Genomic DNA, 13,972 nt, shown 5'->3' with positions numbered 1-13,972 from the left:
CCCACCAAGGGCCTGGCCCGGTTGCCGCTGCCTGCGGCGGCGACCGGACTTGGCTTGCGCCGCGCCCTGCTGCAGGACCTGCGCGAGGCGCCCGCGGGTGATCTGGACTTCCTCGAATGCGCGCCGGAAAACTGGATGGGCGTCGGTGGGCCGGCCGGCGATGCACTGGCCGAACTGGCCACGCGCCACCCGCTCACCTGCCACGGGCTGTCGCTTTCGCTGGGCAGCACCGCGCCTCTGGATACCACCCTGCTCGACCAGGTGGGACGCTTCCTGGAGCGGCACAAGGTGCCGCTGTACAGCGAACACCTGAGCTACTGCAGCGATGACGGCCACCTCTACGACCTGCTGCCGATTCCCTTCACCGAGGAAGCGGTGCGTCATACCGCAGCGCGTATCGCCCGGGTGCAGGATCTGCTGGGCCGGCGCATCGCGGTGGAGAACGTGTCCTATTACCTCGCCCCGGAGCCGGCCATGGACGAACTGGCCTTCACCACGGCGGTGCTCGCCGAAGCCGATTGCGACCTGCTGCTGGACGTCAACAACGTCTACGTCAACGCCTACAACCATGGCTACGACGCTGACGCCTTCATTGCCGGGCTGCCGGCTGGGCGCATCGTCTGCCTGCATGTGGCCGGTCACCTCGATGAAGCCCCTGACCTGAAGATCGATACCCACGGCAGCGCGGTGATCGATCCGGTCTGGGCGCTGCTCGCCCGCACCTATGCCCGCATCGGCGCGCGCCCCACTCTGCTGGAACGGGATTTCAATTTCCCCCCGTATGCCGAACTGCGTGGCGAGCTGCACACCATCCGCCAGCTGATGGCCGCTCATGCCGGAGGCCGGCATGACTGACGCCCCCGCGCGTCTGCACGCGCAGCAGCGAGCCCTCACCGCGCACCTGCGCGATCCGGCCCAGGTTGCCGCGCCCGAAGGGTTGGATGCACGCCGGCTGGGCATCTACCAGCGGTTGGTGTTCAACAACGTGCTCGGGCTGCTTGGCAACGGCTTCCCGGTCTGCGTGCGCCTGCTTGGCGAGGCAGCGTGGTCTGCGCTCATCCGGCGTTTCTTTGCGGCGCACCCGGCGCAGACCCCGTTGTTCACCGAACTGGCCGCCGAGTTCGTGCAGTGGCTGCAGCACCAGGCCACGCTGCCCCATCCGGCACTGGCCGAACTGGCCCATTACGAGTGGGTGGAAACGGCCCTCTACCAGTGGGATGCGTCCCCCCTGCCGCCCTCGCCCGGCCTGGACCCGATGCACGCGGCGCTGCAGCGCTCCCCCCTGGCCTGGCCCCTGCTCTATCGCTGGCCGGTGCACCGGCTCGGCACCGATGACGCGCCCGCGCAGCCCGGCCCCGAGCCGACCGGGTTGCTGGTCCGGCGCGACCCGGACGGGCAGGTCCGCTTCGCCGCCGTCAGCCCGATGGCCGCGCAGCTGCTGGAGCTGATCGGTCAGCATCCCGGCAGTACCGGCACCACTTGCCTGCAGCAGCTTGCGCAGGCGCACGGCATGGCGGCCGATGCGCTGCTTTCGCCCGGCGCCGCCCTGCTGCGCCAGTTCCACGACAGCGGCGTGATCGGGCCTGCCGCGCCTGTTTCCTGACCCCTCCACCAAGGAAGTACCTCCATGAAGTCACTGCATCTGGTCGCCCTGCGCGACCGGCTGGATCGTCTCGGCCCGTGGTTCGCGCCGCTCGGCCTGCGCTTGCTGATGGGCTGGGAATATTTCGAGTCCGGCCGCGAAAAACTTCGCGGCCAGAACTGGTTCGAGGACCTGCAGCACGCCTTCCCATTCCCGTTCGACCAGCTGCCGGCCGCACTCAACTGGCAGTTGGCCACCTGGTTCGAACTGATCGGCGCGGTGTGCCTGCTGCTCGGGCTGGGCACGCGCCTGGCCGCGAGCTGCCTGCTGGTGCTGACCGTGGTCGCCACGGCCGCCGTGCACTGGCCGATGCACTGGGATGGGTTGGCCGAGCTGGCAATGGGCTATGTCATCACCGACCAGGGCTTTGGCAACTTCAAACTGCCGCTGCTGTTCATGGCCATGCTGCTGCCGCTGGCCCTGCAGGGTGCCGGCCCGTTGAGCCTGGATCACCTGCTGCACCGCGGCCGCGGGCGCACGCCGGCACTGGCCTGGGCGCGGGGGGCATACAGGTCGCTCTGCTAAACTGGGGCGATGACTGACGACCTCCCCCGCTCCGACGCGCCGGCTGCTGCCGACGCACTGCCCGCTGCCGCCCAGCGCTTGATGGCGACCCGCTTCCGCGGCTTCCTGCCGGTGGCGGTGGACGTGGAGACCGGCGGATTCGACTCGGATCGCCACGCCCTGCTGGAGATCGCCGCGGTGCCGATCGAGATGGACGAGACCGGCCTGCTCTATCCCGGCCAGACCGCCAGCGCCCATGTGGTACCCGCCGAAGGCCTGGAGATCGATCCCAAGTCGCTGGAGATCACCGGCATCATCCTGGACCACCCCTTCCGGCTGGCCAAGGTCGAGCGCGACGCGCTGGACCACATCTTCGCACCGATCCGGGTGGCGATGAAGAAGTACGGCTGCCAGCGCGCGATCCTGGTCGGGCACAACGCCCACTTCGACCTGGGTTTCGTCAATGCGGCGGTCAACCGGACCGGCCACAAGCGCAACCCGTTCCACCCCTTCAGCGTGTTCGACACCGTCACCCTCGGCGGCATCGCCTATGGCCAGACCGTGCTGGCACGCGCGGCCACCGCAGCCGGGCTGGGCTGGGATGCCGATGAGGCGCACAGCGCGGTGTATGACACCGAGCAGACCGCCAAGCTGTTCTGCAAGGTCGCCAACAGCTGGCCGCGCCCCTGAGCGGCATCAACCGATAGCGGTTCTGTCGCGCCCTTCGCTCTTGGCCCGGTACAGCGCGCGGTCGGCGCGCTGGTAGAGCAGCATCGGCGTGCGGTCGGCGGCATCCAGTTCGACCAGGCCGGCGCTGAAGGTCACCGTCAGCCCCGGGATGCCTGCCCAGTCGGGGTGGTCATGGAACAACCCGCGCAGGCGCGCGCAGACCTGGGCGGCTTCGTCCAGGCGGGTGTCATTGAGCAGCAGCGCGAATTCTTCGCCGCCGGTACGCGCCGGCATGTCCGAATCACGGCAGGCCGAGGCCAGCAGCCGCGCCACTTCCACCAGCACCACATCGCCCACCCAATGGCTGTGCCGGTCGTTCACTTCCTTGAAGTGGTCGATGTCCAGCACCACCAGGCACAGAGGGTGGTGGCTGCGCTGCGAGCGCGCGAAATCACGCGCCAGCGCTTCATCGAACGCGCGCCGGTTGGGCAGCCCGGTCAGGGCGTCTTCGCGGGCCTGCCGCTCGAAGGCCTCGGCCTGCACTGCCAGCCGGTCAGCCAATTCTGTCTTCTCCAGATTCAGCGCCTGCAGGTTCACCGTCTGCGTCTGCAGATCCAGCGTCGCTTCCTTCACCATCCGTGCCAGCCGTACATTGCTGGCCTTGTAACGGTTGATCAGATACCGGTACAACGCGATCAGCCCGGCCAGCAACATCAGCGCGGCGACCAGCTGCACACTGCGGCGTTGCCACAGGAACGGTTCCACCGTGAATTCCCACACCGCTTCACTGTCGCTCCAGGCACCGCCCGGATGCGCAGCGGACACGTGCAGCGTGTAGTCGCCCGGCGGCAGGCCGATGAACTCCACGCTGCGTTGCTGGCCGCGCTCGATCCAGCCTTTGTCCAGGCCATCCAGGCGGGTGCGGTAGCGGATACGCTCGGAAAGCAGATAGCTCAGCCCGACGTAACTCACGCTCAAGCGGCGCCCGCCGGGAATCGAATTATGGTCGCTGCCCTGCCAATGCAGCGGCGCCCCATCGACCTGCACGCTCTCGATCACCGCCGGCGGCGCCAGGCGCTCGCGGAAGCGCTGCAGCCGCAGCGGGTCGACCATGCTCAGGCCACCAGCGGTCACCACCCAGAACGTGCCGTCCTGACGCAGGATCGCCGATGGCCCGGAGCTGCCGTTGGCCTGTGAATTGGCCATGCCGTCGATCTCGTTGTAATGCTCGACCTCCACCCGCGCGGCGCGCCCGTCAGCGACGGCATTGAGCATCGCCATGTCGGTGCGCAGCACGCCGCGGTTGCTGCTGATCCAGACATTGCCGACCCGGTCGGGCACCAGCTGGAACACGGTGTCCACCGGCATGCCCTGCTCCAGGCCGACCCGCGCCAGCGTGCCTTGCTGGTAGCGGTACAGGCCGCGGTCGGTGCTGATCCACATCGCATCGCCGATCTGCTGGAAGCCGAACACGCTGCGCCCGCCGCCCAGGCGCTGCAGGTCGATGGCCTGCACCCGGTCGCCGCGCAGCACCCGGATGCCCTCGATGGTGCCGATCCACAGCCCGCCCTCAGCATCATGCGCCAGCGCGGTGATCAGCCCGGTCGGCATGCCGGGAATCGCCGGCTGCCCGACCTGGCCGGCCTCGATGCGGATCACGCCTTTCTGGGTCCCGGCCCAGACGACCCCGTCGCGGTCGATGCTGATCGCGCGGATGTTGCCGCCCGGCAGCCCTTCGGCGTTGCCGTAGACGTGCAGGCGCTGGCCCTGTTCGTTGATCTGGAAGATGCCGTCGCCGAACGTGCCGACCCACAACCTGCCCTCACGATCCTGGGCCAGGCTCAGCACCGATGGGCTCTTGCCAACGTTGTTGCGCAGCGGCACCGGGCTGAAGCGCCCCTGCGCGTCGCGCCGGTCCAGGCCGCTGGCGCTGCCGATCCAGAGCTGGCGCAGGCGATCCTCGAACACCGTGCGCACGTAGTCGCCGCTGAGCCCGTCGCGCTCGGTGAAGCTGCTGAACAAAGTTTCGCGCAAGCGGTACAGGCCGCCATTGGCGCCCACCCAGATGCTGCCCTCGGCGTCTTCGCGCAGGCTGACCACGCGCCCCCCGGGCAGCGACAGCCCGGTCGGCAACCGCTCCAGCCCGTGCCGCGACAAGCGCAGCAGGCCCTGGTTCTCGGTGCCCAGCCACAGGTCGCCGTGGCGGTCCTGCAGCATCGCAGTGATGTGGGTCACCCCCGGCAGGCGGTGCTGCAGCAGCGGCGCCCCATCCTGCATGCGGTAGATGCGCTCACCGGCCACCACCCACATCACCCCATCGGGCGCGCGGTACGGCCATACCAGGCCGCGCCCCAGTCCCCAGCTGTCCGGCGCGCGGCGCTGCACGCCATCGGTGTCGCGCACGACCAGGCCGTCCAGCGTGCCAACCCAGACCCGGTCCTGCGCATCCACCACCAGCTTGGTGAAACTCATCGCCATCGGCACGTCGGCCGGCGGCGTCTGATAGTCGAACGTGCCGTCCGGGCCCAGGCTGCCGATACCCTTGCCTTCGTACAGCAGCCACAGCCGCCCGTGGCTGTCCATCTGCATCGCCTGGATCAGCACCTGCGGGGTATCGGGGCGATGCTCCCAGACCTGCCAGCGGCCGTCCGCGCCGCGCCGGGTCACATTGCCGCGCGAATCACTGATCCACAGCCCGCCACTGCGGTCCACCAGCAGCGCGCCGACGCCGTTGTCGCGCAGGCCCGGCGTGGTGCTGCGGTCGAATACCGTGAAATCCAGCCCGTTGTAGCGGACCAGGCCTTCCCAGGTGGCGAACCACAGATGCCCTTCCGGGGTCTGGGCGATGTCGCGCAGCGAGTTGTGCGGCAGCCCGTTGCGCGAGGTCCAGACATCGATCGCATAGTCACGCAGCGGCGGCGGGCCATCTTGGGCCGAGAGCGACCACGGGACCACGCACAGCAGCATCAGCTACAGCGCAGCCGCCTGCAGGGTCGGCATGCCCGGGAACTTCAGTTGTGCCGGCCGCCACCGGTTCCTGCCCCCCCGATCGCTCATCCGTATGGATCAGCCTTGGGCAGGCGCTGTGCGCATGGGGGGAACGGCCGTGCACCAGCGCGGGGGCTGGCAGAGTCGTACGCTCTCATGGGGGAGACGCTGGAAAGAGATGCCCATAGTAGGCAAATCCTTGCGTTTTGGGGGAGCCGGCGTCAGCCGCCGCGGGATCCGGCCGGGGCCCGCGCCGGCGAGCTCCAGCGCACGATGGCCTCCAGCCCGCCCTGCGGATGGTTGCGCAGGTGCAGGCTTGCCCCATCCTTCTCGGCCAGTGCGCGGGCGATGGTCAGCCCCAGCCCGGCCCCGCCGGTCTGGCGCGAACGCGAGGTTTCCAACCGCACGAACGGGTCGAAGACCGCTTCCAGCTCATCCTCGGCCAGGCCGGGGCCGCTGTCGCGGATGCGGACCTCGACGTCCTGCCCGGATTGCTTCACGCGCACCCGTGCGGTCTGGCCATACATCACCGCGTTGTCGACCAGGTTGGAGAACAGGCGATGCATCGCCAGCGGCCGCAGCATCAGCACCGCCCCGCTCGGCTGCTCGAAGCGCACATCCCCACCGGCCTCGGCGGCATCTTCCACGATGCTTTCCAGCAGCGAATCCAGGTCCAGCGCGGCCCGCTGTTCGGCGCTCTCGGCGCTACGGGCCAGCTCCAGGCCTTCGCGGATCAGAGCCTGCATCGCGGCCAGGTCGCCGATCAGGCGCTCACGCAGGGTCTCGTCGGTGACGTTCTCCAGCCGCAGGCGCAGGCGGGTCACCGGGGTCTGCAGGTCGTGGGTGATCGCCGCCAGCATCTGGGTGCGTTCACCGAGGTGGCGCTGCAGGCGTTTCTGCATGGCGTTGAACGCCTCCGCGGCGCGGCGGACCTCGAACGGGCCGGTCACCGGCATCGGCGCGCCCTGCAGGTCATCGCCCAGCGCCGCGGCGGCATCAGCCAAGCGCTGCAGCGGTGCACTGGCCATCCGCGCCACGATGTAGGCAAGGATCGCGATCGCCACCACCAGCAGGGTCAGGAACAGCGGGTCCACGGCAAGCACGCCGTTATGCGCAACCGCCGGGGAATCCAGCGCCAGCCGCAGCGGGGTGCCATCGCTCAGCTGCAGGGTCACCACACGGCACTTGGGCGGAATGAAAGACGGGTCACGCTCACGCGGCGGATGCCGCATCTTTTCCTTGTCGCGCGGCGGCGGCGGCAGCAGTTCCGGCAGCCGCGGCAGGCAGGAGCGGAAGGAGGTGAAGGCGACCTGGCTGCTCGCCACCGGCCCGGGCCGGTCATCGAGGATCTCCATCAACGCCGCGTCGGGCCGGCCGATGCGGGCGCCCTCGGGCAACTGGCGCACGCTCGGCCCGCCACTGCCGAGAAGGCGCTCGCGCAGTTCCGGATTGCCGTCGAGCAGGTTCACGAAGCCCTGCAGGCGATCAGCGATGCGGTTGAGATTCTGCCGTTCGAATTCCTGCTGGCGCTTGGTGCTGGCCAGCATGGTCGCGCCGATCGCGGCCACGCTCATGCCCAGCAGCAGGATGACGAACAATCGTCCCACCATCGAGGAAAAGAAACGGCGCAGGCGTGTCATTCCAGGGTGACCGCCGCCGCAAGCACATAGCCTTCGTTGCGCACGGTCTTGATCAGGCCATCGCTGCCCCCGTCATCGGCCAGCTTGTTGCGCAGGCGGCTGACCTGCAGGTCGATCGCGCGGTCCTGCGACTCGTAGTTGCGGCCGCTGCTCAGCGAGACCAACTGCTCGCGGGACAGCACTTTGTTGGCATGCCCGACGAAGACGCGCAGCAGGCGGAACTCGGCGCCGGACAGCACCACCACTCGCCCGTCGGGATCGACCAGGTGGCGATGTTCCAGATCGAATATCCAGCTGGAGAAGCGCGCGCGGCGGATCGCCAGCGGCTCCAGGTTGGCCGGCAGCGCCTCGGTGCGACGCAGCACGTTGCGGATGCGGGCAAGCAGTTCGCGCGGCTCGAACGGCTTGGCCAGGTAATCGTCGGCACCCATCTCCAGGCCCAGCACGCGGTCGATCGGCTCGCTGCGCGCGGTCAACATGATTACCGGCGTGCTCGAACGCGCACGCAGATCGCGGCACAGGGTCAGGCCGTCTTCGCGCGGCAGGTTGAGGTCGAGCACGATCAGGTCCACGTGCTCGCGCTCCAGCAGCTGGCGCATGCCGTGGCCATCGCCGGCAGTGCTCACCAGGTAACCGGCGCGGCCGAGCTGCTCGGCGAGCAGCTGGCGGATATCGTTGTCGTCATCGACGATCAGCAGTCTATGCATGCTGTTGGCAGTCTCCATGCGGTGATCATCCCCTGTCGGGAGCTGAACCGCATCTCCTGGTTTGCGTACGTCTGTTTCAAAGGGTCATGCAGATACATAACGAAATGCGCTGGGCACCGCAGGGATACATCTTGGTACACGGCGAGCATTGAGCCGGCGGTGAACGATCTTCACAATGCTGACAACGCCGATGCACCGGCCTGCCGAGTTGACGATCATCGTGAAGCCCCGTTTGCCCAGAACCCGCCGTGCCCGTCTGCTGCTGTTGCTCGTGGTCGTCATCCTGATCGCCGCGATTGTGGCATGGATGCTGCGCAAGCCGGCCGCCCCCACCCTGGCCACGTCACCGGTCAGCCGCGGCGACATCGAACAGACCGTGGAAGCCACCGGCGTGATCGACGCCTACAAGCTGGTCAGTGTCGGCGCGCAGGCCTCCGGCCAGATCAAATCATTGAAGGTCCAGCTCGGCGATACGGTCAAGGAAGGCGACCTGATCGCCGAGATCGACGCGACCACCCAGCAGAACCAGGTGCTCAATGCCCAGGCCTCGCTGGACCAGGTCAAGGCGCAGCGCGCGGTGCAGCAGGCCAGCCTGCGCGAAGCCGAGCTGGAGTTCGCCCGCCAGCAGCAGATGCTCGCCGCCGAGGCCACTTCGCGCGCCGAGTTCGATGCGGCCGACGCCCAGCTCAGGACCGCGCGTGCCCAGATCCAGTCCTTCGATGCACAGATCAAGGGCCGCGAAACCGAACTGGGCACCGCCCGCGCCAACCTGGCCTACACCCGCATCACCGCGCCGATGGACGGCACCGTGGTCGCCGTGGTCGCCGAAGAAGGCCGCACCGTCAACGCCAACCAGACCGCGCCGACCATCGTGATGCTGGCCCGCCTGGACCTGGTCACGGTCAATGCCGAAGTTTCCGAAGCGGACGTGGTCAAGATCAAGGCCGGCATGCCGGTGTACTTCACCACGCTGGGTGAGCCGGACCGCAAGTTCCACGCCACGCTGCGCCAGATCAATCCGGCGCCGGCCTCGATCGCCAACGACAGCTCGAGCAGCTCCAGCTCGTCCAGTTCCAGTTCCAGCACGGCGGTGTACTACAACGCGCTGTTCGACGTGGAAAACCCCGACGGCACGCTGCGCATCGACATGACCGCGCAGGTCTCGGTGATGCTCAAGCAGGCCAAGGACGTGCTGATCATCCCGGCCGTTGCACTCGGCCCCAAGACCCGCGACGGGCAGTACATGGTGCGCGTGGCCGATGCCGATGGCATGCCGGCGCCGCGCAAGGTCAAGATCGGCATCAACAACGGCGCCAATGCCGAGGTGCTGTCCGGGCTGGCCGAGGGCGACAAGGTGATCGTCGGCGAAGGCGGCGGCCTGCAGGGCACCGGTGGCGGCAACCGCGGCGGCAGCACGGTGCGGATCGGCGGCCCCGGCATGGGCGGGCCGCGCCGATGAGCAGCGCCTCGACGGGCACGCCGCTGCTGCGGCTGCGCGACCTGCGCCGCGAATTTCCGGCGGGCGATGAGACCATCGCAGTGCTGCGCGATGTCAATCTGGACATCGCCGCCGGCGAGATGGTGGCCATCGTTGGCCAGTCCGGTTCGGGCAAGTCCACGCTGATGAACATCCTCGGCTGCCTGGATCGGCCGACCCGTGGCAGTTACCAGGTCGCCGGCCGCGAGACCGGCCGCATGGAGCCGGACGAGCTGGCCGAACTGCGCCGAGAGCATTTCGGTTTCATCTTCCAGCGCTACCACCTGCTCGGCGATCTGGATGCGCGCGGCAATGTCGCCGTGCCGGCCGTGTACGCCGGCAGCCCCGGCCCGGTGCGCACCGCACGCGCCGAACAGCTGCTGCAGCGGCTCGGCCTGGGCGACCGCATGAACCACAAGCCCGGCCAGTTGTCTGGTGGCCAGCAGCAGCGCGTGTCGATTGCTCGGGCGCTGATGAACGGTGGCGAGGTGATCCTGGCCGATGAGCCGACCGGCGCGCTGGACACCCGATCCGGCGAAGAAGTGATGGGCATCCTCGGCGAGCTGCATGCCGAAGGCCACACCATCATCATCGTGACCCACGACATGAGCGTGGCCGAACACGCCCAGCGCATCATCGAAATCCGCGACGGCGAGATCATTGCCGACCGCACCAATCCGAATGCACCGCACTACCGCGCGCAGCGCCAGCCCACCGTGGCCGCCGGCAAGGGCCACAGCTGGCGGGCCGCGCGCGACCGCTTCACCGAAGCGTTCCGCATGGCCCTGCTGGCGATGAACGCCCACCGCCTGCGCACCTTCCTGACCATGCTCGGCATCATCATCGGCATCGCTTCGGTGGTCTCGGTGGTGGCGATGGGCAACGGCTCGCAGCAGCAGATCCTGCAGAACATCAGCGCACTGGGCACCAATACGATCGATGTGTATCCCGGGCGCGGGTTCGGCGACATGCGCTCGGCCCGCGTACAGACCCTCAAGGCCAGCGACGCCGATGCACTGGGCCGGCAGAGCTATATCGACAGTGCCACGCCGAGCGTCTCCTCCTCGGTGACCGCGCGCTACCGCAACCAGTCGGCCACCGCGCAGGTCAACGGCGTGGGCGAGCAGTTCTTCCGGGTCAAGGGCGTGACCCTGGTCGCCGGCAGCTTCTTCGATACCGATGCGGTGCGCAGCCTGGCCCAGGTGGCGATCATCGACGAAAACACCCGCACCCAGTTCTTCCCCAATGGCGAGGACCCGGTGGGCCAGGTGATCCTGCTCGGCAACGTGCCGGTGCGCGTGGTCGGCGTGGCGCAGCGGCAGAGCTTCGGTTTCGGCGGCAGCACCAGCCTGAGCGTGTGGGTGCCGTACACCACGGTGATGTCGCGGATGCTGGGCCAGAGCCATGTGTCCAGCATCACCGTGCGCGTGGACGATGCCACCCCGATGGATGCCGCGCAGGCCGCGATTTCCAAGCTGCTGATCATGCGCCACGGCACCGAGGATTTCTTCCTCAGCAACAGCGCCGAGATCCGCCAGACCATCGAACAGACGACCCGCACGATGACCCTGCTGATCAGTGCCATTGCCGCCATCGCGCTGCTGGTCGGCGGCATCGGCGTGATGAACATCATGCTGGTCTCGGTGACCGAACGGACCCGCGAGATCGGCGTGCGCATGGCCGTCGGCGCGCGGCAGAGCGACATCCGCCAGCAGTTCCTGATCGAGGCGGTGCTGGTGTGCCTGCTCGGCGGTCTGCTCGGCGTCGGCCTGTCGCTGGTGGTCGGCTGGCTGTTCGGCAAGTTCGCGCCGGACTTCCAGATGCTGTTCTCGACCGCGTCCATCGTGGCCGCCTTTGCCTGCTCCAGCCTGATCGGCGTGGCGTTTGGTTTCCTGCCGGCCCGCAATGCCGCCCAACTTGATCCCGTGGAGGCGCTGGCGCGCGAATGAAGATTTCTCCTGCTCTGCTGCACCCCGCTTCGCTGCGTCCACTGGTCCTGGCCTGCGTGACCGCACTGGCCTTGTCGGCCTGTGTCAGCACCGGCCGCTACCCGATCGATGCACCGGCGGTCCCTGCGACCTATGGCCGTGGCGATGCCACGTTGAACACCCCCACCGAAGCGGTGACCGAACAACCGCATGCGGCGACGGCCGATGTCCGCAGCGATGCCTGGTGGACCCAGTTTGGTGACCCCGGCCTGGACCGCGTGATTGATCGCGCCCTGGCCGCCAATACGGACCTGGCCTCGGCCGGGCTGGCCGTGCAGCGCGCGCGCCTGCAGGCCGGTCTGGCCGACAACGCGCTGTGGCCGCAGCCCTCGGGCAGCGTCAGCAGCAGCGGCAACCGCCCCATCGACCAGAGCGCGGACTGGAACCGCGGCAGCTCGGCCGGCGTGTCCCTGCAATGGGAGATCGACCTGTGGGGGCGCCTGCGCACTCAACGCGACATCGCCCAGTGGGAAGCCAAGGCCAGCCAGGAAGACCTGCAGAACACCGCGCTGCTGGTGATCAGCGACGTGGCCACGCAGTACTGGACGCTGGCCTTCCTCAACCAGTCCATTGCCGCCGGCCAGGCCAACCTGGAGCGCCTGCAGCGCACCCGCGAGCTGGTCCAGGCCCGCTTCGATGCAGGTGCGGTCTCGCGGCTGGACGTGCGCCAGGCCGCCCAGAGCCTGGAGGCACAGCGTGCCGCGCAGAGTGCGCTGGTGCAGCAACGCGTTGCCGCGCGCAATGCGCTGACCGTACTGCTGGATGGGCAGCCGCTGGCCGTGGCCGACGAGCCGCAACAGCTGCAGCGCGTGGCCAGCCCGGTGATCGCCGAAGGCCTGCCGGCCGATCTGCTCGGCCGCCGGCCCGACCTGCGCGCGGCCGAGCTGCGGCTGCGCAACAGCCTGAAGACCATCAAGGTGACCGCGACCCAGTACTACCCGGCGCTGAGCCTTACCGGCAGCGTGGGTACGGGCGCCACCTCGCTGTCGGACGTGCTGAAGAATCCGGTCGCCACGCTCGGCGCCGGGCTGTCGCTGCCGTTCCTCAACGTGCGGCAGGCGCAGTTGAACACCCGGCTGGCCGGCACGGATTATCAGATCGCGGCCAACGGCTTCCGCCGCACGCTGTACACCGCGCTGTCGGAGGTGGACAACGCCTTGTCGGCGCGCACGCAGTTCGCCACCCAGGTGGCAGCCTCGCAGGCGTCCTACGACGAAGCGGTCGAGATCGAGCGGATGTATGAAGTGCGCTACCGGGTCGGCGCCACCGACCTGCGCACCTGGCTGGAAGCGCAGCAGACCCGGCGTGATGCGGAGCTGTCGCTGGCCTCGGTAAGGCAGCGACAGTTGATCAACGATGTGACGTTGTTCAAGGCATTGGGCGGCAGCGCAGGCTGACGCCGGGGGGTAGAGCCGACCGTTGGTCGGCTGCTCTACGCGGGCGGACGGCAGCCGACCAACGGTCGGCTCTACGTGGGTGGGTCGGCAGCCGACCAACGGTCGGCTCTACCCCCGCGCGCGGGGATTACAGGCCGCGCTGGCGGACGGCCTCGAACAGGCTCACGCCGGTGGCGACGGAGACGTTCAGGCTCTCGATATCGCCCGGCATCGGAATCTTGACCAGGCCGTCGCAGTTTTCACGGGTCAGGCGGCGCAGGCCGTCGGCTTCGCCGCCCAGCACCAGCGCCACGTTGCCCTTGAGGTCGATCGCGTACAGCGACTCGGTGGCTTCACCGGCCAGGCCGTAGATCCACACGCCCAGCTTCTGCAGGTCCTTCAGGCAGCGCGAGAGGTTGGTCACCTGCACGACCGGAATACGGTCGGCCGCGCCGGCCGAGGTCTTGCGCACGGTCGCGTTGACCGAGGCCGACTTGTCCTTGGGAATGATCACCGCCGTGGCACCGGCGGCCGCTGCGCTGCGCAGGCAGGCGCCGAGATTGTGCGGATCCTGCACTTCATCAAGGATCAGCAGCAGGGCCTTGCCCTCGGCCGCTTCGACCAGCCCTTCCAGTTCGTTCTCGCCCCAGGTCCGCGCGGCCTGGTAGCGCGCCGCCACGCCCTGGTGACGCACCGAACCGCCCACACCGTCCAGCGCCTGGGTGTTCACCTTGCGCACGTCGATGCCCTTGCGGCGTGCGTTTTCCTCGATCTCGGTCAGACGCGGATTCTTCGCACCGGCCTCGATGAGGACCTCGCGGACGTTCTCGGCATCATTCTCGATCGAAGAGGCGACGGCGTTGACGCCGACGATCCACTGGCTTTGCTTGCTCATTGCGGGGGGCGGGACCGGTAAAGGGGTTGGTAATGGTAGAGCATCAAGGCCCACCCTGCCCTGCCGGGCGTTCACGGGGGGCGTTC

The 13,972-nt window shown here is 68.5% G+C and carries 11 protein-coding genes; 7 read left to right on the top strand and 4 right to left on the bottom strand.

The features are described from left to right. Window positions 1-21 precede the first annotated feature (21 nt). The 4 genes from NJD74_RS05640 to rnt all read left to right on the top strand — a co-directional run bounded on the left by NJD74_RS05640 (window position 22) and on the right by rnt (window position 2,836). Window positions 22-855, top strand: coding sequence for a DUF692 domain-containing protein (locus NJD74_RS05640; protein WP_102789230.1), 834 nt, complete (start codon window positions 22-24; stop codon window positions 853-855). Further along, window positions 848-1,603: a putative DNA-binding domain-containing protein gene (locus tag NJD74_RS05635; RefSeq protein ID WP_102789231.1), complete on the top strand. Its 756-nt coding sequence runs from the start codon at window positions 848-850 to the stop codon at window positions 1,601-1,603. Before NJD74_RS05640 ends, NJD74_RS05635 begins: the two co-directional genes overlap by 8 nt. Before the next feature lie 24 nt (window positions 1,604-1,627). Beyond that, window positions 1,628-2,167 carry a DoxX family protein gene (locus NJD74_RS05630; RefSeq protein WP_070471817.1) on the top strand — a complete coding sequence of 180 codons (540 nt, stop codon included), beginning with the start codon at window positions 1,628-1,630 and terminating at the stop codon, window positions 2,165-2,167. Window positions 2,168-2,248: 81 nt separating this feature from the next. Further along, window positions 2,249-2,836 (top strand): ribonuclease T, encoded by a 588-nt coding sequence (gene rnt, locus NJD74_RS05625; RefSeq protein ID WP_046272216.1) that lies wholly within the window; start codon window positions 2,249-2,251, stop codon window positions 2,834-2,836. Window positions 2,837-2,842: 6 nt separating this feature from the next. On the opposite strand, the gene NJD74_RS05620 is transcribed toward rnt, so the two are convergent. The 3 genes from NJD74_RS05620 to NJD74_RS05610 all read right to left on the bottom strand — a co-directional run bounded on the left by NJD74_RS05620 (window position 2,843) and on the right by NJD74_RS05610 (window position 8,168). Continuing rightward, window positions 2,843-5,782 carry a ligand-binding sensor domain-containing diguanylate cyclase gene (locus tag NJD74_RS05620; protein ID WP_102789198.1) on the bottom strand — a complete coding sequence of 980 codons (2,940 nt, stop codon included), beginning with the start codon at window positions 5,780-5,782 and terminating at the stop codon, window positions 2,843-2,845. A 242-nt stretch (window positions 5,783-6,024) separates the two neighbouring features. Beyond that, window positions 6,025-7,443: an ATP-binding protein gene (locus NJD74_RS05615; protein WP_319623815.1), complete on the bottom strand. Its 1,419-nt coding sequence runs from the start codon at window positions 7,441-7,443 to the stop codon at window positions 6,025-6,027. Continuing rightward, a complete protein-coding gene (locus tag NJD74_RS05610; protein WP_019185902.1) occupies window positions 7,440-8,168 on the bottom strand; it encodes a response regulator transcription factor in 729 nt (242 codons plus the stop codon). Before NJD74_RS05610 ends, NJD74_RS05615 begins: the two co-directional genes overlap by 4 nt. A gap of 172 nt (window positions 8,169-8,340) precedes the next feature. Here NJD74_RS05610 and NJD74_RS05605 point away from each other — a divergent pair, with 172 nt between their 5' ends. Genes NJD74_RS05605 through NJD74_RS05595 form a run of 3 tightly spaced genes read left to right on the top strand, consistent with a single transcriptional unit; the run spans window position 8,341 to window position 13,012 of the window. Beyond that, window positions 8,341-9,609, top strand: a complete 1,269-nt coding sequence (locus tag NJD74_RS05605) for an efflux RND transporter periplasmic adaptor subunit (protein WP_070427566.1) — start codon at window positions 8,341-8,343, stop codon at window positions 9,607-9,609. Then, complete coding sequence (locus NJD74_RS05600; protein ID WP_102789196.1) at window positions 9,606-11,576, top strand: MacB family efflux pump subunit; 1,971 nt, start codon at window positions 9,606-9,608, stop codon at window positions 11,574-11,576. Before NJD74_RS05605 ends, NJD74_RS05600 begins: the two co-directional genes overlap by 4 nt. Next, a complete protein-coding gene (locus NJD74_RS05595; protein ID WP_102789195.1) occupies window positions 11,573-13,012 on the top strand; it encodes a TolC family protein in 1,440 nt (479 codons plus the stop codon). Before NJD74_RS05600 ends, NJD74_RS05595 begins: the two co-directional genes overlap by 4 nt. Window positions 13,013-13,139: 127 nt before the next feature. Here the strand turns inward: NJD74_RS05595 and rlmB are convergent, their stop codons facing one another. Beyond that, window positions 13,140-13,886, bottom strand: coding sequence for a 23S rRNA (guanosine(2251)-2'-O)-methyltransferase RlmB (gene rlmB, locus NJD74_RS05590; protein WP_019184367.1), 747 nt, complete (start codon window positions 13,884-13,886; stop codon window positions 13,140-13,142). Window positions 13,887-13,972: the final 86 nt, after the last annotated feature.

It is taken from the genome of Stenotrophomonas sp. RG-453 (assembly GCF_033843685.1).
In the GTDB taxonomy this organism is placed as follows: domain Bacteria; phylum Pseudomonadota; class Gammaproteobacteria; order Xanthomonadales; family Xanthomonadaceae; genus Stenotrophomonas; species Stenotrophomonas bentonitica_A.
Note: the sequence above shows the minus strand (reverse complement) of the source record. Positions and strands in the feature narration are given on the sequence as shown.

Coding starts and splice junctions, on each gene's coding strand:
- NJD74_RS05595 (WP_102789195.1), top strand. CDS start 11,573: ATGAAGATTTCTCCTGCTCTGCTGCACCCCGCTTCGCTGCGTCCACTG.
- NJD74_RS05605 (WP_070427566.1), top strand. CDS start 8,341: ATGCACCGGCCTGCCGAGTTGACGATCATCGTGAAGCCCCGTTTGCCC.
- NJD74_RS05600 (WP_102789196.1), top strand. CDS start 9,606: ATGAGCAGCGCCTCGACGGGCACGCCGCTGCTGCGGCTGCGCGACCTG.
- NJD74_RS05635 (WP_102789231.1), top strand. CDS start 848: ATGACTGACGCCCCCGCGCGTCTGCACGCGCAGCAGCGAGCCCTCACC.
- NJD74_RS05620 (WP_102789198.1), bottom strand. CDS start 5,782: ATGCTGCTGTGCGTGGTCCCGTGGTCGCTCTCGGCCCAAGATGGCCCG.
- rlmB (WP_019184367.1), bottom strand. CDS start 13,886: ATGAGCAAGCAAAGCCAGTGGATCGTCGGCGTCAACGCCGTCGCCTCT.
- NJD74_RS05630 (WP_070471817.1), top strand. CDS start 1,628: ATGAAGTCACTGCATCTGGTCGCCCTGCGCGACCGGCTGGATCGTCTC.
- rnt (WP_046272216.1), top strand. CDS start 2,249: ATGGCGACCCGCTTCCGCGGCTTCCTGCCGGTGGCGGTGGACGTGGAG.
- NJD74_RS05610 (WP_019185902.1), bottom strand. CDS start 8,168: ATGGAGACTGCCAACAGCATGCATAGACTGCTGATCGTCGATGACGAC.
- NJD74_RS05615 (WP_319623815.1), bottom strand. CDS start 7,443: ATGACACGCCTGCGCCGTTTCTTTTCCTCGATGGTGGGACGATTGTTC.